Here is a 21533-nt window from a genome sequence, read left to right on the forward strand (position 1 = left end):
TCAATTCAAATCTATTTTTTGTCGTCAACCAAACGTTACAGCTAAGCGATATAAAACATGAAAGATCGTGGCAAAAATCGTTTTGATATACTCTTCCAACAATTGAGCCACATGAAATAGACCACCTTCATCCTCTTCAGCTTCATTCATAACATCTTGATGTTTTTGGTCAAATGTTTTAGAGGATCCTGTTTCGTGTTCATGTTCTTCAATCACGTTCACTTTCTCTTGCTCGTCACCATGTCCAACTTCGAAACCGAATTGAAAGATCAAAACAATGACCAATACCCAAATAATTAAACGCATCGAAACACCTCTTCCACCACTATTGTTGTTGCTCGATATAATCCACGAATACATCCGCAAACAGCTCAAGACTATAGTTCATTTCGTCAAAATTGTTATCAACGCCACCGACTTCTAAGAGTAGTTTCTGATCTGAAATGTCTTGATTAAACACACCATTCGTTCCAGCGCCTTGACTGACTTGGACCCCTCGACTTAACGTCGGATATCGTTTTTCTAGCATGTCATGTAACTCAGCTGCAAAAGACAGGTTCGCTTCGTAATCTTCATGTTCTCCGCCAACAACAAACATGAGTTTTGCGGCTTTCTTTCCATTGATAGTTGTCGTCGTTATACGATGTGGCTGGGCATCTCGATGAATATCAATATAGTATTCTGTTTCGCCATTATCATCAATTTCAGACAACGTACGTCTTGCAACATCATATGAATCACCGTAATCAAGGCCTTCTTGCTGTAAGGTTTGATAAAAATCAGTCGTCTCGACATACGTTTCTACGCCATCATCTTGTAATTGACTTTGCAACTCCACGCTTAAATCAACAACATTATTCTTGTGACTATAGGCTTCATTACTCGTTGCATCGTCGTCAAGGTAAGGTAAAAAACCTTCTCGATTATGTGTATTATAAATATAAACTCGCTGTTGGTTGTACTCATCGCCACTTCGTTGTTCGTCTTGATCTATCTCTTCATCTTGTTCAAATATATAATCAGGTGGTGCAGATTCAACGGCCGTCGTGAAATAATTAGTACCACTTCCTGCTATCGCAATCTGATCTCCGTGACCAGGGAAATTCGGTAATTCATGCCCAAATAACAAACGCAAATCTTGATAAGGGGAGTTCGTAATTAAAGGGATTAAGATATTGGACATTGTTAGCGTTTGAGCATTTTCTGGTGACACGTCAGACATAATCGGTTGATCAAACGACAACAATGAGGTAAGTGAAGAGCCTTCTATGTCTTGAACCCACTCATGCAGTATATTGGTCGATGGTTCTGGTGCTATTTTTGCAAGTGTTGGAACACATAACCATAAACAGATAAAACATGTTATAAATATCGTTATAGGTTGATGCTTTACAGTTTTAATGAAATAAGCTAGATTCCGATAGCGTTTGGTCATACCTTTTCAACCTCTCTATTAACGTTCTATTAAACGTTATGTGATTAGTTGAAAAGGTAGAACCTCTACTTCAAAAAATCTTTAGCATTTTCAGGTTTCACAGCATGATGTAAGCCTTGGTTTAAACTAGAAGCTACTAATTTCGCCATGTGAACAATGACATCGTCCACTTCTTTTGGCGTCACGATCAGATTATGTCCAATCGGATCTAACACTTCTTTGATTAATTGTCTTTTTTCATCTTCATTCAGTTGCCCAATGACACCTAAATAACGTTCGCGAGCTTCAGAATCAGGTAAGTCGTCATCTGTTAATGTCTTGCGTTCACCAAATGTCATACCACTAGGGGTTAACGCTTTGCTTGCGTCATCTTGCTCATTCATTTCTCTTCCGAAATGTTTCAAGACGTAATCAATCGTGTCACTTGTGATCGTCACCGCATCAACAACAGTCGGTATTCCTATCGAAAAAACCGGAACATTAAGCGTTTTTTGACTCACTTCTTTCCGGTCATTTCCGACCCCTGAACCTGGATGAATACCTGTATCAGAAAGTTGTATCGTGGTATTAACGCGATCAATTGAACGAGCTGCCAACGCGTCTATCGCAATAATAAAATCGGGTTGTATCTTTTCAACGACACCAAAAATTAAATCCGTCGTTTCGACACCCGTCAACCCCATCACACTTGGCGTAAAGGCTGTAACTGGTCTATAACCTTTTTCGACACGTTCAGGTTGCAACTGAAACAAATGATTCGTGACGTACACCTTTTTCGTCACTTGTGGCCCTAACGCATCTGGTGTGACGTAATCATTACCAAGCCCTACGATAAGACCCATTTGGTCAGGGTGAATATCGTGAAACTCTAGCAATCGTTCTAACTCATTAGCGACCAATATTGCTAATTGCTTTTGGACTTCATCGTCTAATTGGCGCATCAAATGGGATTCAATTGTGACGTAACGGCCAGCCGATTTCCCAACCCTTTCAGCCCCTTTGTCATCAATTTTGACTCGTGTTAGTTTAATCTCATCTTCTTCAAACGTTTTAATCGTAATACCATCGAGTTCTTCTTTCTTATCTGGATTTTGCTCGACAAACATATCACGTGCTTCAATCGCAAGGTCCGTCCTTGGCTTTACATGTTTCATCAGCGATTCCACCTTTCATATCAAACAGTTTGACACGAATTAGTGTCACCCATTACGTCTATTTTTAAACGACAAGTGTATCTTCTTGACAGTAAACTATTGAAAACTAGCGAACGCTTTGATAAAATGACCCTTGTCCAAGATACGAATGAATTGGCACGGATATATTCATCAGGAGGTGAAAGAAATGGCTAACAATCCACAAGGTGAAAAACGAATTCGCATTAATGCTGACAAGCGTGAACGTAATATCGAACCTCGTTCAGATATGCGTACAGCTGCTAAGCGTGTTGAAAAAGCAGTTCGTAACAAAGACGTAGATGAAGCAAAGCGTCTTCTACAAACTGCAACAAGTAAAATCGATAAAGCAGTTCAACGTGGCATTATTCATAAAAACAATGGTAATCGTAAGAAGAGCAAGTTAATGCAAAAAGTTAACAGTCTAGTTAAGTAATTAGACACAAAAAACGTTCGCTATGTCACTAGCGAACGTTTTTTTGTGTCTTTGGTAAATGAGTTGCAACAGATTGTAAATACAATTCTAATGCCAGCCATTTATCAAGTTGTCCTGTTTTTAATTTTTCATCCGTATGAGCCGCATCACTAATCGCCGATTTTAATGCTTGTTCTGTAAAAAACCGCTCCCGCTTCATCGCCATTTTAACCGCATATGGATGCACACGAACTTGTTTCGCAATTTGTTGTTGTTGATAGCCTTTTCGTTTCAACAATTTGCACTGTAGTATTAGTCGAACTTGCGAGACGACAAGCGCCAACAATGCAATCGGTTCCTCATTTTGCTTCCGCAATTCCTTCAAAATATTTAACGCATCCCCTAAACGATTCTCAACTAACGCATCGATTAATGAATACGTGCTCGTCTCGGCGTAGGTGCTGATTAATGTTTCAGCTTCTTCGTCATTAATCGGTCGATCGTCAAAATATAACGATAATTTATGTAGTTCTGATTGCAAGGCATGAATGTGGTCACCCACGCGCTCAACTAACAAATCAATTACGTTTTGAGGTAGCGATAAATGATGATTGTCAGCCATTTGCTTAATAAAAGACTGCATATCATAAACATTAGGCGGCGAACAATCAATCATTTGAGCCGATTCTTTTAATTGTTTAACGATTTTACGTCGTTGATCTAATTTTTCATAAGGTGCAATAATAATCAGCGTCGTAAAATCCGTCGGTTGTGTCACATAATCCATTAATACATCCACATCATGTTCAACCTCTTGTTTCGACTGCCCCGTCAAAAAACTCGCTCGATTAATGATCACCATTTTATGATCACTAAAAAAAGGAAATGTCTCAGCATCATGAATGGCTTCTTGGACAGGGGTCGTCTCCATATCAAATCGTTGCTCGTCAGCCTCTGGATCAATCGTTTGAATTTTGTTAGTAATTTTTTCAGTTGCTTGTTGTATAAAAAATGATTCTTGTCCATAAAGTACATAAATAGGAGCTAAAGAAATCGTTTTTTGGTCAACAAATTGTTGTGCGTGCATAGTATGTCCTCCTCTATCGTTATCGTATACTGATTATGCTTATGGCACAAGAGTTGAATCACACAAAGAGAGGAGCCGTAACATTCAGGCCCCTCCCAAGATCTATATAAACACTAAAAACAAATGCCCGGGAACCTTTGTTTTTAGCGTTATTTGCTGTTATAATAAGTATGTGAGATATAAACGATAATTATCGCTGTTAGTTCTTAACAATCAGCGACGAAAAGGTCACAAATTTTTGACATTCAACAAAATGTATAGATTTTTGACGTTGAATCACTTATACTGTTATTGATGTAGGAGGGATGGTCGTGAACGATTTCGAACATGATGTACAATCAAAAAATAATGATGTTGTCGATTCCATTAAAGGATTTGGCTTTTCGTTCATTTTCTTCTTTTTAATCTTTGCGATTGGTACAATTTTTACGCTCTTCGCAAACTAAATGGATCTTCTTAAAAGAGGCTAATATCATTAGCCTCTTTTTATTTATCTTATGGCAAAAATGGTGCAACAGTACGTTGTCCATTTTTAACTTCAATCATAATCGCGCCGTTTTGATCTGTTCTGTAAACATCGATCCCTTCGTCTACGAGTCGTTCATAAACTTCTGGAGAAGGGTGGTTATAAGGGTTGTTTCGACCCGCTGATATGAGCGCAACGTCAGGACTTGTCACATCTAAAAAGTCAAACGAAGATGACGACTGACTACCGTGATGTGCCACTTTTAAGATATCGACATCCGTCAGAACACCTCGATGAATTAATTCTTCCTCCACACTTTCTGTCGTATCGCCAGTCATAAGCAATGACCAATCTGGATGGTCAATAAGTACAACGAGCGACCGTTCATTCTCTTCTTCAAATACGAAATCTTTAGACGGTGCCAGCACGCTAAACTGCGTGTCTTTCCACTTGATCGAATCACCCGCTTTTAATGGGAAGGTGTTTTCTATGTCCAAAGCATCTGCATGCTCTCCAAATGGATGGGTGAAAACAAAATCAGGACTGAAATCGTTTATGAAGTGAGGAGCTGATGCAACATGATCATAATCGAAATGGGTTAACCAAACGGCATCAACATGACGGATACCCTTCGACCATAAAAACGGTTTAATAATCGTTTGATAATTATCATCTGTTACCTCAGACTGAAATGATACTTCTTCACCAACATCAAAGATAAACACCCCTTCACGATGGGGCAATTCCACCACAATCGCCTCCGCCTGACCGACATCAAGCATCGTGATGTTAGAACTACGATCCCAATACGGCATCATTTGATTCACAATTAGTATGATAATCGTCGCAGAAGCAGTCAGGCCAGCAAAAGTTAACCTCCCTTCTTCCCAACTACGCATCATGATTAATAACCCGGCATAAAACAAGATTATAGCAACTAAATGCGGAACGCCTGTCACCCAAATCGCGACATCAGGTTGCCCGACTACATAAAACATTTGTATCATCCACTCTTGAATTGTTAAATACATCGTTTCAAGAGGCTTCACAATCGACAACGGAAACCAAACAAATAACAATAACAACAAACTGAACGGTATAATAACCACCGTATAAAACGGAATCATCACTAAATTTGCTAAAGGCGATAACACATTCGTAAAGTAAAAATGAGTTAATTGAATAGGTAAGATCGCTAACTGACTCACGATACTAATAATTAAGGACTGCCAAAGCCAATGATCGTAACGCATAAGTAAACGCTTTGATAATATTAACGCTAATGTTACAGCAAACGAAAATTGAAACCCGACTTGAAACATTAAAAAGGGATTCACCCATAACACGACTAAACAAACAATGGATAACACATCTGTTGCATCTAACCGTTTGTTTAAAAACGAAAGCACTAAAAACAATGACGCCATCATACCCGCTCTAATAACTGGTGGATTAGCTCCTGCTATGACAATATAGAGTGGTATCACCACTAATAAAAGCAACTTAACGAGTTCGCGTGGCAATCGAATCACACGTTGCAACATAATATAAAAAAGACCTAACGTTAAACCAACGTGTAATCCTGAGATCGCTAATAAATGAGATAAATTCCAAAATTGAAACGTGTCAATGACCTCATCTTGTAACAACGCTCGGTCACCGAAGATAAGCGCCGTGAGCCAAGCAACTGTCTCTTGTTGATAATGTGTATTTATTGCTTCAATCAGCCAGTGTCGATAATCATGAATATACGACAGGATTGATGCACCTTCACAATCATATAGCATCGGATGATAACTCGTTGCCACGATGCCTTGTGTCGTCAAATAATGAGCATAATCAAATTGACCTGGGTTTGTTGCAGTTGTTGGGGGTGTTAACGTTGCATCCAGTTGACATGTTGCTCCGTGTTTAACATTCGGTAAAGCTACATCTTTAGGAAAAAATAGTTGAGCACGACTACCATTGTCTAACTGGACCATATAAGAATGAGACTGTTTGTGAATTTGACGATCAGATATGATGTGTGCAGATTGATGATAACGTATTTCATTCTTTATCGGGGATAATATTTGAGGTGAGGGGGTGTGCCATAACGAGAGCGTGAAGAGGATCAAGCAGGCGATCAATAAGCTTAAACGTTTGTATAATATCGCCCAAAACAAATACAGGACGATGCCCATAACACCAAACGCTAAGCTCATCGGCAAATAACCTGCTATATAACTTAAAACGATAATATACCAATGTCCGCGCATTATCGTTAGTCAGAATACGTAAATAATTGGTTCGCTTTCATTCTCAAATCTTGCAGCTCTTCATCACTCGCTCCTCGTTCTTCTAATTTCTCAATTAAAGACGTCATGAAATAAAGCTTGTCTTTCGTGTTCGTATCAATATGTAAATAGTCTAATTCGACTTTCTCATATTCAACACCCGCTTCTTCTAATAGTTCGATCGCATAAGGGTGATTCTTATAATCATGTGCATAAAAGATTTTTTGGATACCGCTTTGAATAATGGTTTTACAACAATTCAAACACGGAAAATGCGTGACATAAATTTCGGCACCTTCTGTCGCAACACCAAACTTAGCGCACTGTAATATAGCATTAACTTCAGCATGAATCGTTCGAACACAATGGCCGTCAATCACTTTACACCCTTCATCAATACAATGAACACTTCCAGATGGACTTCCATTATAACCGCCTGCTATAACACGTTTATCACGTACAATCGTTGCGCCGACAGCCAACCGTTCACACGTACTGCGTAACGCCAGTAAATGACTTTGTGACATATAATACTGATCCCAAGAAATTCGTTCCATTCTCGTGCCTCCTTTTTATATTTATTGTATAGAACCGTCTGTATGACGTAAAGAGTCATATTAAGGAACCATAATATCATCACGTATGCGTTCTAATGTTTTTTCTCCTATACCACTAATGTTCAAAAGGTCTTCTGGTGATTGAAACGGCCCATGCTCATCACGATAGTCAATAATTGTTTGCGCTTTAGCATTGCCAATTCCGGGTAAAACCGTCAATTCATCGACCGAAGCATGATTGATTCTAATTTTGTCTTGATCAATCGTCATGTCAACTGACGACACTTCTCCGTTTTCTTGTTGAAAAGGTACGACAATCACCATTTCATCATAAACAAGTTGAGCTAAATTAACTTGATAACTATCTGCATCATCAGTCAGCCCGCCCGCTGTTTCAATGACATCAACGACACGATCACCTTCTTTCATATGATAAACACCCGGAATATTGATAGCCCCTTTTATATCAACAAGCCACTCCTTTTGAACATCACCCTGTTCAACTTGACTGTCGTCCTCAAGCACCGTTGTTTCTTCTTGCGCAATCGTCATATCAACTTCATTTGAATCTTGTGATGACTGAATGAAACTAACTAACATGACACACATCACGATTACGATAATAATAATCCATTTTTTCGGTATTAACATGTTTTTCACCTTCTATCATATATATAGAGATAAGTTGGTTTTGGAGGAGGATTAATATGAATTGGGGAATTATCGGGACAGGTAATATGGGAACAGTGTTGCTCAAAGCTTTAATAGACAGTCAAGCTGTAGACCAACAACACATTTACATTCATAATCGAACGTTACTGAAAGCGTATCGTCAAAAAGAAACATATCCTAACCTTCACATATTACAAACCGTCGATGCGATGGCAGCGTCATGTGATATCATTCTTTTGTGCACAAAACCGAAAGATATTATAACAGTTGCAAAACGGCTTGAACATCAAGTTTCAGACGATCAACTAGTTGTATCAATTACGAGTTCTATTTCAGCCGATGACCTTCAACATTTACTCCCATGTCAAACAGCTAGACTTATCCCAAGTGTTACGAATCAAGCGATGCAAGGGACAACGCTTTTAACATTCAATGATTCCATTACAGAAGAGATGAAATGGGGCTTATGGCAAACGTGCAAACTCTTTTCGACCCCAGTGGAAGTAAGTGAAGAACAGGTGAGGGTGGCATCAGATATCGTAAGCTGTGGCCCGGCATTTATTAGTTATTTACTCGAAACATTAATCGAAGCAGCCGTCGATGAAACATCAATTGATAGCGAGACAGCTCACTCACTCATGGCTTCAACGATCATCGGTTACGGGGCATTATTAAATGACGATGATGTTACGTTAGCGTCCTTAAAAGAAAAAGTGATGGTTAAAGGAGGTATAACGGGTGTTGGTATGAAAGGATTAGAGAAGAGTGTTCCAGTAGGATTTCACGACGTATTCAAACATACACATGCCAAATTCAATCAAGAAAAGCAACACGTCGATGAATGGTTGAATCTTTTCACATAGTGATATTACTTATATTTTAATCGATTCTACAAAAAAAGCAACCGTTAAGTACACCTTACCGGTTGCTTCCATTATGTTTACTTTTGACAAATATAAAACAAGCGATCAGCTTCATCAAGGTCTTCCGTTTGTCCCCAGTCACCTACTACAGACAATAACTTAAAACCTGCTTGATGCAACCATTCTCTCATATCATCTATGGTGAAAACGCGTTGGCGATGGGATTCATCGAATCGAGTGTATCGTCCATCCTCTTCTTGTACAAAGAAGGTCAAATCGTGATTGATTTCACCACGATGTTCACCGGGTTCCGTTAACCATACATACGACACATTATCTCGAATATCAGCAAACATTTCCGATTCGATTAACAATTCAATATAATGAATCGAATGACTATCAAATACGAACAATCCACCAGCATTCAAATGTTGATAAATAGTTTGAAACGTTTGAAACAAGTCATTCGGCTCGACCATATAGTTCATAACATCGAGATAACTGACGACCATATCAAACGTTTGATTTAACTGAAATTGTCGCGCATCCCCTTGTATCCAATGACATTCCTTCTGTAATTCAAAAGATTTTTGTTGTGCGACATCAATCATATCTTGTGACTGGTCTAGTCCAACGATTTCTTGAGACAAACCAGCTAATTTCAATGTTAATTCACCCGTCCCACAGCCAACATCGAGTATGCGCTCAGGGGATGTTGTAAAATACTTATCAATCGTTTGCCTAGTGAACAGTTCCCAATTCTCGTACGGGACATCATTCATTAATTCGTCATAAACGTAAGCCATATTTTTATACATGATCAATTACGAAACAGAAATCGATACTTCGTCTGCATCGCCCCATAATTTTTCTAAATTATAGTACTGACGTTCTTCCGCATGGAAAATATGAACGACGACATCATCTAAGTCTACTAACACCCAGCGCGCATCATCTTTTCCTTCAATTCGTTTCACCTCGATGCCTTCTTCTTCAACAGCATCTTTAATCCCTTTACTAATCGCTTCAACTTGACGCTCATTGCTACCATGACAGATTAAAAAATAATCAGCAATTAATGATACATCTCTCATGTCTAGTGCGACCAAGTTTTCTGCGCGCTTATCATCACACGCTTGCGCCGCGATGTTCAACAAATCTAAACTTTCCATATTTTATTAACCTCCATTTTGATTCAAACTCATCGTTAGTGCATTATATGCATGAAATGTTTCAGGATAAACAGGTTGCCCTTTACTCATTAAAAAATAAATCGTTTGTTGTAACGCATACTGACAAGCCTGGTCGATATCATGCTCTGCTAATCGTCTCGCTTCATGAACAGGTTCGAAATCGCGTCCTGGCTCAATATAATCAGCTAAAAAGACGATTTTTTCAATTAGACTCATCTGTACATGACCTGTTGTGTGCCACGTTATGGCCCCTAACACATCAATGTCGTCAATCATGAACCACTGCTTGACCATCTTAGCTCCAACAGGTCCATGCCATAATTCATGATGATAATCTAATAAATCTTTCGGGATATCATTCGACGTTACAATCCAGTGTTTGAGCAATTCACGATCCATATGTTTAGCGTAATCATGTAACGCGGCTGCTAACCCTACTTTATCTCGATCCGCTCCATATTTTTCAGCTAAATAGAGCGCTGTATCCGTTACACGCTCAACATGTTCATATCGTTTTAACGATAATGTTTTTTTCGTTTCAGCTAAAGCAGCTTCAACATTCATATAAATGATGCTCCTTTATATAATCTAAAACAGAAACAGGCAGTCCATCAGGTTGACTCATTTGCGCTAATTGTTGGCGAATAGACGTTGAAGACACATCAACATCTTCCATTTTTATTTGTTGCACCGTTTGATCACGAAATAATGAGCCGGGACGCGATACACCGACGAATTGGATCAATGACCGCAATTCTTCAATACCGTACCATTTAGGCAAATAATCAACCATATCGCCACCAATGACAAAATAAAATGTGTCATTTGGATAACGGTGTTGTAAGTCTTTGATCGTATCAACGGTATATGACAAACCTTGACGTTCACTCTCGATCGTGGTGACACGTATTTGTTCTTCATTTCTCACTAGTGTGTGCAACATGGCGACACGATGGTCAAACGATGCACGAGCTGGTTCTTTATGAGGCGGTTGATACGTCGGCATTAACCACACTTCATCTACTTCTAATTGGTCTAACACAGCGTGACAAACCGTTAAATGACCGACATGTGGGGGGTCAAACGTTCCACCGAATAACGCAATTTGCCGCATCATATCACACCCTTATGGTAAGTCATACTGTGACTGCTCTGCCGATTCACGGTATAAAACAATGATATTACCAATTGTTTGGACGATTTCCGCATCTGTTCCTTGAGCAATTTGTTCTGCTATATCATCTTTGTCTTCAAAATTGTTCTGCAAAACCGATACTTTTATTAATTCACGTTTTTCTAACGTTTCATCAATTTGGTCGATCATATTGTGATTAATACCACTCTTACCGACTTGAAATAAAGGCGATAAGTGATGAGCATGTTTTCTTAAATAGCGTTTTTGTTTTCCTGTTAACACGAATGGTCTCCTCCTATGTCATGATTCGTTCGTCCATATTTCAAATGCTTTAACCGCTTGATAGTATAACATGGATTCACCGAAAAGTAAGCAGTGACCACGTTCTTTCGCTTCTTTGAGTAATGGCGTCCATGTCGGTTGATAAATAATGTCACTGATTATGACATGATCCGGAACACGATCGAGAGAGATGACTAACTCATGATCATTTGGGGTCATACCAACTCGAGTCGTATTGAGGATTAAGTCGACATGCGGTTTAACATCATCAACTTGATTCATACTTATGGCCTCAACACCATCAAACTGTTGAGCTAAGGTTTCTGCTTTAGTATAAGTCCTATTTGCCACAATAACTTTGTTTATTTGATGCTTCAATAAGGCATGTATAACCCCTTTAGCTGCTCCACCTGCTCCTAGCACTAACACGGTATTCTCATGGCGATGTTGGTACCAATTTGGGTATGTTCGGTAAAGCGATTCAACATAACCAACTCCATCCGTGTTATACCCGACCAATTCACCATCTTTAATGTTAACCGTATTGACCGATTGCATGACAGCAGCACTGTCTTCTAATCGATCTAGATATGGAATGATGGCTTCTTTGTATGGAACGGTCACATTGAATCCTTTGAATCCTCCATCTCGCATTTGATTAAGCGTCTCTTCTATTTGTGTTGGCTTAATCGAGAACAAATGATATTGACCAGTTAAGCCTGCTTCATTTAATAAATGATGGTGTATATCTGGCGATTTCGATTGTTCAACGGCTTCTCCAATCAAACCGAGACGATACATGTCGTCCACATCCTTTTATTTAAATAATGGCATCACGTATTAGAACCCGGACGCCTTGTGGGGCATAAGCCGTGACTGACGTATTGCCTTGTGGGACTGTTACCCAGCCTAACCCAGAGAAGACGATATCCTGTTTGTGGTTAGCATTTAATTGGAACGTGTGCGGCTCTAAAGGCGGCACTTCATCAATGGTGTCTTCAGATGGCGGTGATAATAGTTCGCCTAAATGTTGATCATATAATAAGTCTGCTTTATCTGTCTTGGTGCGATGGATATGAATATCATTCGACATATAACAAACAAACCCTTTACGTTCGTCGACTTTATCAATGTCTAACCGAGCTATACCACCAAAAAACAACGTTTGATCTGATTCTAATTGGAACACTTTCGGTTTGACTTCTTTATTCGGTGTAATCACTTTTAAATCTTTTTTAGGTAGATAATGAGCGATTTGATGGCGGTTAATGATACCTGGCGTATCGATCAACGATGATTGATCATCTAACGGAATATTAATAAACCCTAACGTTGTCCCAGGGAAATATGATGTTGTAATGACATCATGTTGATCAATGGATCGATTAATCAAATAGTTAATAAACGTCGATTTCCCAACATTTGTAGAACCGACGACAAAAATATCTTTACCTTGACGGAGTCGTTCTAATTCAAACGCGCATTCTTCCATATTCGTCCCCTTCGTCGAACTCACAAGGTAAACATCTTTAACTTTCAAACCGAATTCTTTCGCGACGCGTTTCAACCAATGTTTAATTTTATTAAAGTTAATAGATTGCGGTAATAAATCGACTTTATTGCCGACTAATATGATATCATTTTGTCCAACAAACCGGTTGAGTCCTTTGACAAAACTCCCGTGAACGTCAAACAAATCAACGATATTAACGACTAACCCATCATGGTCTCCAATTTCATGTAATAAGGCAAGGAAGTCATCATCTGTTAAATCGACATCTTGCACTTCATTATAATGCTTTAAACGAAAACAACGTTTACAAATCACATCTTCCCGCTCTAACGCTGTGACAGGTGCATAACCTAACGCATTTTCATCTTCAGTTTGTATTTTCACGCCACATCCTTGGCAATAAATTGTTTCCATGTTAATCCTCCCAGTTTAAGTAACCTTTACGGCGAAAGTATTTCAATAACCGTCGTTCTACTAATCGGTTAAACCGTGTGAAGAAACCATCCGTTTTCACAATCGGCACAACTAATATCGTATGGTAATGAGCTCTGTTACCACCAAACACATCGGTTAACACTTGATCCCCTACTACTGCTATATCTTGACGATTCAACCCCATATTTCGTCGCGCTTTTTTGAACGCGTGTTGCATCGGTTTCCGCGCCTTTGAAATAAAAGGGACATCTAATGGTAAGCTGAATGATGACACTCGACTTTCATTATTATTCGATATAATAACAACTTGGATATTATGATGTCGAAGCGTTTCAATCCACTCAACTACCTCTTGCGTGGCATTTGGCTCGTCCCACGCAACTAACGTATTATCTAAATCCGTAATCACACCTTTAATTCCATGACGTTTAAGCATCGTTGGTGTGATGTTATGGATCGAATTGACATAATCATTCGGTAAAAACCTTTTTAACAATACCGTCACCTCATCACATTTTCTCACTAATTTACATCATATACAATCCAGCGACATCTTTCAAAGAAATTCTTACCTTTACGTATCTAATTTGTTTTGTGATATGAAAACAAAAAATCATTCATATGCAACTTTTCGTTCGACAAATCATTGCAATCTTTTTACCTGTGGATATGTTTATGCACATATTTTAACTTGATTTGACACGTTTTAACCGATTTTAACAAACAGATATAAACAAGTTGTACACATGTTAATCACATGTTAATCACATTGTCGATAACGGTTAGCCATGATAATATAAACGATACATTAGTCAAGATTAGGAGGTGGCAGCCTTTAGGGCTGACGGATTATGGAATCTTTATCCAATCAACTGCTGATCGATTCATATCGCAAAGCAAAACGTATGAACCTCAATGATGATTTCATCCAATTAATAGAACGAGAATTAAAAAAACGAAAAATATTTGATATGTTAAAAGAATCGTCATAATTTTAATTTCTTCCTATATTAGAATCAGACACATACATCGTGTGTCTGATTTTTTTATAACCTAAAAGCGTATAGTTTTGCTTTTCAAACGGACTGTAATATCGTTATAATGTTACTGTATTTATTGTTGTGTAGTTTGCTTGAAAGGATGAAAAAACATGATTTTTGCCATATTCGCTCCACTATTATTAGCAATTATTATCCCATTTTTAAGTCGTTGGAAGGATAAAATACATACTGGGTGGTTAATCTTACCGATTCCATTCGCTGTTTTCATCTATTTCCTTCAATTTGTTGGATCTGATTTTCAACCTAAAGTTTTTTCGGTTGATTGGATTCCATCACTCGACATAGCGTTAAGTTTCCATTTAGATGGACTAAGCTTACTTTTCGCATTATTAATTAGTGGAATTGGAACATTAGTCGTTTTATATTCCATTTATTACTTAAATCATAAAGAACAGCTCAGTCATTTTTATACGTATCTCTATATTTTCATGACAGCCATGTTAGGTGTTATTCTTTCTGATAATGTGTTCGGTTTATATGCCTTTTGGGAATTCACATCGATCTCTTCATTTTTATTGATTGGGTATTGGCACCATCGTGAACGTTCTCGATATGGCGCTTTAAAATCCATGTTAATCACCGTTTTTGGTGGATTCAGTTTACTTGCCGGACTTATTTTATTAACGATCGTAACAGGAACGACGAGTATTCAAGGAATGGTTGATCAAGCTGACACCATTGTGAACAGTGAATTCTTTCCGTTCATCTTAACCTTTTTAATACTTGGTGCTTTTACGAAATCAGCACAGTTTCCATTTCACATTTGGTTACCTGATGCGATGGAAGCTCCTACACCAGTTAGTGCTTACTTACACTCAGCAACAATGGTCAAAGCAGGTATTTACTTAATGGCTCGCTTTTCACCGATTTTAGCTGGAGAGCCATACGTCTTTATCATATTAAGTTTAGTCGGACTGGTAACGTTAACGTGGGGCTCCTACATGGCTGTGCGTCAAACAGACTTAAAAGGTATTTTAGCGTTTTCGACAATCAGTCAACTCGGCATGATTATGGCCATGTTAGGTTTTGGCACGAAAGTCGCGCTATTTGCTGCGGTGTTTCACATTTTAAATCATGCGACGTTTAAAGGTAGCCTATTTATGATCGCAGGTATCGTCGATCATGAAACGGGATCACGTGACATTCGCAAACTAGGTGGTTTATTTACATTCATGCCTGTTTCGGCGACGCTTGCCATCTTTGGTACATTTTCTATGGCTGGTGTGCCATTACCGTTCTTAAACGGTTTTTATAGTAAAGAAATGTTTTTCAAAGCATCATTGGACAATACAGCTTCAAGTCCATTCGCTGAAACGTTAGTGACGATCATACCTATTTTAGCTGTCGTTGGAAGTATCTTTACGTTTATTTATTCGATGTATTTATTCTTCAATACGTTTACAGGTGAATCACAAGTGGATGAATTACCGAAACATCCGCACGAAGCGCCTAAAATGATGCTTTTACCACCGTTTATTTTAGTATTAGGGGTTCTGACCATCGGGTTATTCCCGACGATTTTCAATGAGTCATTAATTACACATGCTGCTGACGCTGTTTATGGTGGTGAAGCCAATAAAGACATATACTTCTGGCACGGTTTGATTCCAGCGTTTTATATGTCGATTGCTGTCGTCGTTATCGGTGCTGTTATGTATCTGACAAAGTCAAAATGGGACCGCATTTACCATGCACTTCCTGGTCGTTTAAGTTTGAACAAGGTATACGACTGGATTGTGGCTAAAACAGAAACAGCATCTCAAGCGATTACACAATTTTACATGACAGGTTCACTCCGTAATTATATGGTGCTATTACTCACGGCTATCAGTGCCATTGTCATCAGTGTAATGCTGATAACAGACGGAATGAATTTTGACATGGCCGAAACAGCTCCTATTACAACGAGTGAAGTTCTTGTTGTCTTATTTATGGCAGCAGCTGCGGTAGCTACTATTTTCGCACGCAATCGCATTGCTATCATCTTAATAGTTGGTGTTGTTGGCTACGGTATGGCTGTCTTGTTCGTCATGTATCGTGCGCCTGACTTAGCATTAACACAACTCATCGTTGAAACGGTGACAGTTGCCCTATTCTTATTGTGTTTCTATCATTTACCGAATTTAAACAAATCGAAAACAACATGGTTTACGAAGTCCACTAACGTTATCATTTCTGTTGTCTTCGGTCTTATCATGATGGTGGTTGGTATTAGTGCGTACAATGGTCGCGCATTTGATCCAATTGCTCAATATTTTATTGATAATAGTTATAAATTAGGTGGCGGTGACAATATGGTTAACGTTATCCTTGTCGATTTCCGTGGCATTGATACGTTATTTGAAGTGGCCGTACTCTTCGGTGCAGCCTTAGCCATTGTCGCCATGATCAAACTTCGTCGAAATAAGGGGGCGAATTAATATGGAATTTATTTTAATCGGCTTAGCCTCGTTATTATTTGGAACGGGTATTTACAACCTTTTACAAAAACAGTTGTTGCGCATCATTATCGGCACTGTTCTTGTATCACATGGTGCACACTTATTTTTATTAACGATGGCACGTGTCAAAACAGGAGCTCCTCCATTAATTAGTGATGCATCAAGCTATACAGACCCATTGCCACAAGCGCTTATTTTAACAGCGATTGTTATTAGCTTTGGTGTTACTAGCTTCTTACTCGTTCTCGCTTATCGAACGTACACATTAAATAAAACAGACAATATGGAAGAAATGCGAGGTCGTGAATATGAGTAATTTAATATTTTTACCAATCGTCATTCCTCTTCTCGCAAGTATAGTCGCAGCATTGTTTGCGAAACAGTTAAGAGGTGTACGACTCTTTTCCCAAATCACTGCCGTTTTATCCCTCGTGTTTATTAGTGGATTAACGTTTTATATTTTTAGTGAAGGTACAATTGTAGGGCAAGCAGGTGGATGGCAGGCACCTTATGGGATCTCGATAGTCGGTGATCCACTAGCTATGCTACTTGTCACAACAACAAATGTGATCGGAACAGCCGCTCTTTTCTATGCACCGAGAATCTTGGAGCGACAGCAAGAAACGTTTTATTTTTATGGTTTTTACTTTTTGTTGATATCCGGTGTTTCTGGTGCATTCATGACAGGGGATCTATTTAACTTATTCGTCTTTTTTGAAGTGTTACTTATGGCTTCATATGGCCTGATCGTATTAGGAAATGGTAAAGCACAGTTACGTGAATCATTTAAATATGTGTTGTTTAACTTATTTTCTTCGATGTTATTCATCGTGTCAGTCGCTTATATCTATTCAATTACAGGAACGGTGAACTTTGCTCAATTAGCAGAGCGAGTGGAGTCCGTTGATCAACAAGGGGCTTTAACGACCGTCGGGGTTATACTCTTTTTCGTCTTTGCGGTAAAAGGAGCGATTTTCCCACTTTACTATTGGTTACCGAATTCTTATGTTGTACCGAATCCAGTAGTATCAGCATTATTCGGTGCTTTGTTAACAAAAGTCGGTATTTATTCGATCATTCGCATCTATACACTTATTTTCGTTCATGAAACGGGTGTGACGCATCAATTATTTATATGGCTAGCAATGCTCACGATGCTATTCGGTGTCATCGGTGCTTTATCAACTCATAATGTGAAATTAATTATCGCGTACAACATTATTCCTGCTGTAGGGTTCATGCTAATGGGGGTTGGTTTATATTCGCCTGAATCGATTGCAGGATCTGTCTATTATTTGATGCATGATATGGTCATTAAAGGTGCCCTGTTTTTCTTAATTGGGGCATTAGTCGTCGCTGCAGGCACAAAAGACTTACGTCAAATGAGTGGCGTGATTCAGCGTTATCCACTACTAGGCTGGATTTTCTTTGTAGCTTCACTTATTCTAGCTGGAGTACCGCCATTTAGCGGGTTTATTGGTAAAATTCTTTTATTAGAAGGTGGTTTAGCACAAGAAGAGTTTTTACTCGTCATTGTCGCTCTACTATCCAGTTTGCTCATTTTATTATCGATGATGCGTATCTTTGTTTACGGTTTTTGGGGCGAAAAAATGGACGGCATGTCATCTGATTATAAACATATTCGCAAATTAACAATTCCAGGGGTTGTCTTAGTGGGAATTGCGATCTTTTTAGGTGTTGGTGCCGAATTCGTCTATCCACACATTGAATCCATTTCTAATATGCTGTACGACAGAACGGAATACATTAGTTCTGTCTTAAAGGAGTCATGATAATATGGCGGTACAAATTGTTGTCAACTTACTTATAGCCATTACATGGATGTTTTTAAGTGAAACGTATGATTTTGTCAGCTTCTTTGTTGGTTATGTAATCGGGATTGGCCTATTGTTTTTACTACGTCGATTCTTAACTGATAAGTATTATATGGTGCGTGTGTTTTCCGTGATAAAATTAATTCTTATTTTTATCAAGGAATTAATTTTATCCAGTATAGAAATTGTAAAACACGCCTATAAACCATCCATCAATGTAGAACCTGGCATTTTCGCATTGCCTATCGATCTAACGAGTGATAAAGAAATCACACTATTAACATCTTTAATTTCATTAACGCCTGGTACGTTAAGTGTTTCAGTCTCTTATGATTGTAAGCATGTCTATATTCATGCGATGGATCTACCTGATGTCGAAGCATCTATAAATGACATAAAGCAAACATTTGAATCGGCCATAATGGAGGTGACACGCTAATGCTACAAGATTTTGGAGCAGACATGTTAAGTGTCACGGTTTGGATCAGTTTTATCGGGATCTCCTTATCCATTATTTTATTAGTTTACCGTACAATTAAAGGACCGACGAATGCAGACCGAGCTGTTGCACTTGATTCAATTGGAATTAACATGATGGCATTAGTTGGTTTACAAGCAATTAATCTTGCAACTGATCAGCTTAATGATATTGTCTTATTGATCGGTATCTTGCTATTTATCGGTACGATTGCTATAGCAAAATTTCTAGAAAAGGGTGTTATCATTGATCGACATAATCATTAGTTTATTACTTTTAATCGGTACGTTTTTCACCTTTTCTGGCTCGCTCGGTATCATTCGTTTTCCTGATGTTTATACACGCTTGCACGCCGCTACTAAGGCTGCAACGTTAGGAGTTGCTGGTGTATTACTCGGAGCCTTTTTCTATCTATTATTCGATCAAGGCATTGTGAGCGGTAAATTATTAATTGGTATTGTTTTCGTTCTCATGACTGCACCAATAAGCGGTCATATGATTTCACGAGCCGCTTACAACTCAGGTGTTCAACTTACTCAACACACCAAACATGATCAACTTAATCAAGACACACGACGGACAACGAAATAAACGAATAAATCGATCCGACCCTTCTTGTTTGAAATTGCATAGAAGGGTCGGATCATTTTTATTTAATAATAATTGTATGTGTACACGCACATTTGCCTATTGTGGCTCATAAAGTAAACATAGAGACTAAATACCCTTGTAGGGAGATGATTGCGTGCTAAGCGTTATAAAACTTCTGTCGATCTTTCTGCACAATCCTTATCTTTTCTTCGCCTACGTCAAAGGTCATGCCTTCCCACAACCCTTATCACCAGATGATGAGCGTTACTACTTGGAACAATGGCAAAAAGGGGATATTGACGCTCGCAATAAATTAATCGAGCATAATTTACGTTTAGTCGCTCATATCGCTAAAAAATATGAACAAAACAACGAAGAACAAGAAGATTTAATATCGATAGGGACAGTTGGTTTGATTAAAGGAGTTGAGAGTTATTCGCTCGATAAAGGGACTAAGTTGGCCACGTATGTCGCACGATGTATTGATAACGAAATTCTTATGTTTTTACGTTCCACGAAGAAAAGTCAAAAAGATGTTTCTCTTCAGGACCCCATTGGCCATGATAAAGAAGGTAACGAAATCAGTCTCATTGACGTATTAAAATCCGACCAACCTGATTTAACGGATAAAGTCCAAACAGCGATTGATATTGAAGCGATTTTTGGTTATTTACACCTACTTGATGAAAGGGAAAAAGAGGTCATTGTTAAACGTTACGGATTGGGACGTCAGCCTGATTATACACAGAGAGAAATTGCTAAGGCGTTGAACATTTCACGTAGCTATGTATCCCGAATTGAAAAGCGGGCCTTAATGAAAATGTTCCATGCTTTTTATCGAGATCGTCAACAAAATGAGTCATCTACAAAATAAAAGCAGCTATCTGATTGATTCAGATAGCTACTCAACATTATGTCAACATCTCAGCAATTAACGTTGCACTATTTTTCGCTGCTTTTTCTAAATAAGCTTCAAAGGAAATATCAGATGATTGACCAGCGATATCGGATAATGACCGAATGATTAAGCACGGTGTATCATATTGATGACACACCTGTGCGATGGAAACAGCTTCCATTTCTAAAGCTTTAACGTCAGGAAAGCGTTTTGCAACGGTTTGAACACGTTCATAATCTGACATAAACGAATCTCCGGTTCCAATTAACCCTTCAGCCACTGTCACGTCGTCTGGTAAAATTTCTTTCGCTTGTTGTGCTCGCTTAACTAATTCATCATCAGAACGAAATCGAGCCGGCATTTGTGGAATCTGGCCATGTGTATAACCAAATGCCGTCGCATCTGCGTCATGGTGAATCGTCTCAGTACCAATGACGATATCACCTACATTTAACGACTGATCAACACCGCCGCTTGATCCTGTATTGATAACATAATCAGGTTGGAAACGTTCATGAAGTAACGTTGTTGATATAGCGGCATTCACTTTACCAATTCCTGATCGTAATAAGACGACATCATGGTCGTGTAACTGTCCAACAATAAAATGACAGTTCGCAATTGTTTCTTCATAGTCAACAGTCATTTGTGATTTCAGCCATTCTACTTCTTCATCCATTGCTCCAATTAAACCGTATCGCATTTGTCGTATGCCTCCTGTATTGTTC

At 38.6% G+C, this 21533-nt stretch carries 27 protein-coding genes; 11 read left to right on the forward strand and 16 right to left on the reverse strand.

The features are described from left to right. Nucleotides 1-24: 24 nt before the first annotated feature. The 3 genes from ABID56_RS02760 to gpr all read right to left on the reverse strand — a co-directional run bounded on the left by ABID56_RS02760 (nt 25) and on the right by gpr (nt 2589). A complete protein-coding gene (locus tag ABID56_RS02760; RefSeq protein ID WP_354219073.1) occupies nt 25-306 on the reverse strand; it encodes a hypothetical protein in 282 nt (93 codons plus the stop codon). A gap of 19 nt (nt 307-325) precedes the next feature. Continuing rightward, entirely contained in the window at nt 326-1435 is a 1110-nt protein-coding gene (gene spoIIP / locus ABID56_RS02765; protein WP_354219074.1) for a stage II sporulation protein P, read from the reverse strand. A gap of 65 nt (nt 1436-1500) precedes the next feature. Further along, nucleotides 1501-2589 (reverse strand): GPR endopeptidase, encoded by a 1089-nt coding sequence (gpr, locus tag ABID56_RS02770; protein ID WP_354219075.1) that lies wholly within the window; start codon nt 2587-2589, stop codon nt 1501-1503. A 187-nt stretch (nt 2590-2776) separates the two neighbouring features. On the opposite strand from gpr, the gene rpsT reads away from it, so the two are divergent. Further along, nucleotides 2777-3043 carry a 30S ribosomal protein S20 gene (gene rpsT / locus ABID56_RS02775; protein WP_354219076.1) on the forward strand — a complete coding sequence of 89 codons (267 nt, stop codon included), beginning with the start codon at nt 2777-2779 and terminating at the stop codon, nt 3041-3043. Nucleotides 3044-3071: 28 nt separating this feature from the next. Here the strand turns inward: rpsT and holA are convergent, their stop codons facing one another. After that, entirely contained in the window at nt 3072-4109 is a 1038-nt protein-coding gene (gene holA, locus ABID56_RS02780) for a DNA polymerase III subunit delta (protein WP_354219078.1), read from the reverse strand. A 311-nt stretch (nt 4110-4420) separates the two neighbouring features. On the opposite strand from holA, the gene ABID56_RS02785 reads away from it, so the two are divergent. Next, on the forward strand, nt 4421-4555 hold the full coding sequence (locus ABID56_RS02785) for a YqzM family protein (RefSeq protein WP_354219080.1): 135 nt from the start codon (nt 4421-4423) through the stop codon (nt 4553-4555). 49 nt (nt 4556-4604) lie between these two features. Here the strand turns inward: ABID56_RS02785 and ABID56_RS02790 are convergent, their stop codons facing one another. Genes ABID56_RS02790 through ABID56_RS02800 form a run of 3 tightly spaced genes read right to left on the reverse strand, consistent with a single transcriptional unit; the run spans nt 4605 to nt 8059 of the window. Beyond that, the gene (locus ABID56_RS02790) at nt 4605-6779 is read right to left on the reverse strand and encodes a DNA internalization-related competence protein ComEC/Rec2 (protein WP_354219081.1); all 2175 of its coding nucleotides are present in this window, start codon (nt 6777-6779) and stop codon (nt 4605-4607) included. A gap of 59 nt (nt 6780-6838) precedes the next feature. Further along, a complete protein-coding gene (locus tag ABID56_RS02795; RefSeq protein ID WP_354219082.1) occupies nt 6839-7408 on the reverse strand; it encodes a ComE operon protein 2 in 570 nt (189 codons plus the stop codon). A 60-nt stretch (nt 7409-7468) separates the two neighbouring features. Beyond that, the gene (locus ABID56_RS02800) at nt 7469-8059 is read right to left on the reverse strand and encodes a helix-hairpin-helix domain-containing protein (RefSeq protein ID WP_354219083.1); all 591 of its coding nucleotides are present in this window, start codon (nt 8057-8059) and stop codon (nt 7469-7471) included. A 56-nt stretch (nt 8060-8115) separates the two neighbouring features. Here ABID56_RS02800 and comER point away from each other — a divergent pair, with 56 nt between their 5' ends. Continuing rightward, nucleotides 8116-8943 carry a late competence protein ComER gene (comER, locus tag ABID56_RS02805; protein ID WP_354219084.1) on the forward strand — a complete coding sequence of 276 codons (828 nt, stop codon included), beginning with the start codon at nt 8116-8118 and terminating at the stop codon, nt 8941-8943. A 77-nt stretch (nt 8944-9020) separates the two neighbouring features. Here the strand turns inward: comER and ABID56_RS02810 are convergent, their stop codons facing one another. Genes ABID56_RS02810 through ABID56_RS02845 form a run of 8 tightly spaced genes read right to left on the reverse strand, consistent with a single transcriptional unit; the run spans nt 9021 to nt 14006 of the window. After that, nucleotides 9021-9749 carry a class I SAM-dependent DNA methyltransferase gene (locus ABID56_RS02810; RefSeq protein ID WP_354219086.1) on the reverse strand — a complete coding sequence of 243 codons (729 nt, stop codon included), beginning with the start codon at nt 9747-9749 and terminating at the stop codon, nt 9021-9023. A gap of 18 nt (nt 9750-9767) precedes the next feature. Next, a complete protein-coding gene (gene rsfS / locus ABID56_RS02815; protein ID WP_354219087.1) occupies nt 9768-10115 on the reverse strand; it encodes a ribosome silencing factor in 348 nt (115 codons plus the stop codon). Nucleotides 10116-10121: 6 nt separating this feature from the next. Beyond that, nucleotides 10122-10700, reverse strand: a complete 579-nt coding sequence (gene yqeK, locus ABID56_RS02820) for a bis(5'-nucleosyl)-tetraphosphatase (symmetrical) YqeK (protein ID WP_354219089.1) — start codon at nt 10698-10700, stop codon at nt 10122-10124. Continuing rightward, nucleotides 10690-11250, reverse strand: coding sequence for a nicotinate-nucleotide adenylyltransferase (locus ABID56_RS02825; protein ID WP_354219090.1), 561 nt, complete (start codon nt 11248-11250; stop codon nt 10690-10692). Before ABID56_RS02825 ends, yqeK begins: the two co-directional genes overlap by 11 nt. 12 nt (nt 11251-11262) lie before the next feature. Continuing rightward, nucleotides 11263-11553: a ribosome assembly RNA-binding protein YhbY gene (yhbY, locus tag ABID56_RS02830; RefSeq protein WP_354219091.1), complete on the reverse strand. Its 291-nt coding sequence runs from the start codon at nt 11551-11553 to the stop codon at nt 11263-11265. 18 nt (nt 11554-11571) lie between these two features. After that, nucleotides 11572-12354 (reverse strand): shikimate dehydrogenase, encoded by a 783-nt coding sequence (aroE, locus tag ABID56_RS02835; RefSeq protein ID WP_354219092.1) that lies wholly within the window; start codon nt 12352-12354, stop codon nt 11572-11574. A 19-nt stretch (nt 12355-12373) separates the two neighbouring features. Next, nucleotides 12374-13480 carry a ribosome biogenesis GTPase YqeH gene (gene yqeH / locus ABID56_RS02840; protein ID WP_354219093.1) on the reverse strand — a complete coding sequence of 369 codons (1107 nt, stop codon included), beginning with the start codon at nt 13478-13480 and terminating at the stop codon, nt 12374-12376. A 1-nt stretch (nt 13481) separates the two neighbouring features. Next, nucleotides 13482-14006, reverse strand: coding sequence for a YqeG family HAD IIIA-type phosphatase (locus ABID56_RS02845; RefSeq protein WP_354219314.1), 525 nt, complete (start codon nt 14004-14006; stop codon nt 13482-13484). A 346-nt stretch (nt 14007-14352) separates the two neighbouring features. On the opposite strand from ABID56_RS02845, the gene ABID56_RS02850 reads away from it, so the two are divergent. The 8 genes from ABID56_RS02850 (at nt 14353) to sigK (ending at nt 20781) form a co-directional block, all read left to right on the forward strand. Next, a complete protein-coding gene (locus ABID56_RS02850) occupies nt 14353-14493 on the forward strand; it encodes a sporulation histidine kinase inhibitor Sda (protein WP_354219094.1) in 141 nt (46 codons plus the stop codon). Between the two features lie 158 nt (nt 14494-14651). Continuing rightward, nucleotides 14652-16982 carry a Na+/H+ antiporter subunit A gene (locus tag ABID56_RS02855; protein WP_354219095.1) on the forward strand — a complete coding sequence of 777 codons (2331 nt, stop codon included), beginning with the start codon at nt 14652-14654 and terminating at the stop codon, nt 16980-16982. 1 nt (nt 16983) lies between these two features. Beyond that, nucleotides 16984-17319, forward strand: a complete 336-nt coding sequence (locus ABID56_RS02860) for a Na(+)/H(+) antiporter subunit C (RefSeq protein ID WP_354219096.1) — start codon at nt 16984-16986, stop codon at nt 17317-17319. Next, on the forward strand, nt 17312-18796 hold the full coding sequence (locus ABID56_RS02865) for a Na+/H+ antiporter subunit D (protein ID WP_354219098.1): 1485 nt from the start codon (nt 17312-17314) through the stop codon (nt 18794-18796). Before ABID56_RS02860 ends, ABID56_RS02865 begins: the two co-directional genes overlap by 8 nt. A gap of 4 nt (nt 18797-18800) precedes the next feature. After that, nucleotides 18801-19277 carry a Na+/H+ antiporter subunit E gene (locus tag ABID56_RS02870; protein WP_354219099.1) on the forward strand — a complete coding sequence of 159 codons (477 nt, stop codon included), beginning with the start codon at nt 18801-18803 and terminating at the stop codon, nt 19275-19277. Further along, nucleotides 19277-19582 carry a Na(+)/H(+) antiporter subunit F1 gene (locus tag ABID56_RS02875; protein ID WP_354219101.1) on the forward strand — a complete coding sequence of 102 codons (306 nt, stop codon included), beginning with the start codon at nt 19277-19279 and terminating at the stop codon, nt 19580-19582. Before ABID56_RS02870 ends, ABID56_RS02875 begins: the two co-directional genes overlap by 1 nt. Beyond that, nucleotides 19563-19907 carry a monovalent cation/H(+) antiporter subunit G gene (gene mnhG, locus ABID56_RS02880; RefSeq protein WP_354219102.1) on the forward strand — a complete coding sequence of 115 codons (345 nt, stop codon included), beginning with the start codon at nt 19563-19565 and terminating at the stop codon, nt 19905-19907. The genes ABID56_RS02875 and mnhG overlap by 20 nt, the downstream gene beginning before the upstream one ends. Nucleotides 19908-20061: 154 nt before the next feature. Continuing rightward, on the forward strand, nt 20062-20781 hold the full coding sequence (gene sigK, locus ABID56_RS02885; RefSeq protein ID WP_377946486.1) for an RNA polymerase sporulation sigma factor SigK: 720 nt from the start codon (nt 20062-20064) through the stop codon (nt 20779-20781). 37 nt (nt 20782-20818) lie between these two features. On the opposite strand, the gene mtnN is transcribed toward sigK, so the two are convergent. Beyond that, complete coding sequence (gene mtnN / locus ABID56_RS02890) at nt 20819-21508, reverse strand: 5'-methylthioadenosine/S-adenosylhomocysteine nucleosidase (RefSeq protein WP_354219104.1); 690 nt, start codon at nt 21506-21508, stop codon at nt 20819-20821. Nucleotides 21509-21533: the final 25 nt, after the last annotated feature.

The organism is Alkalibacillus flavidus (assembly GCF_040545925.1).
Taxonomy (GTDB): Bacteria; Bacillota; Bacilli; order Bacillales; family Alkalibacillaceae; genus Alkalibacillus; species Alkalibacillus flavidus.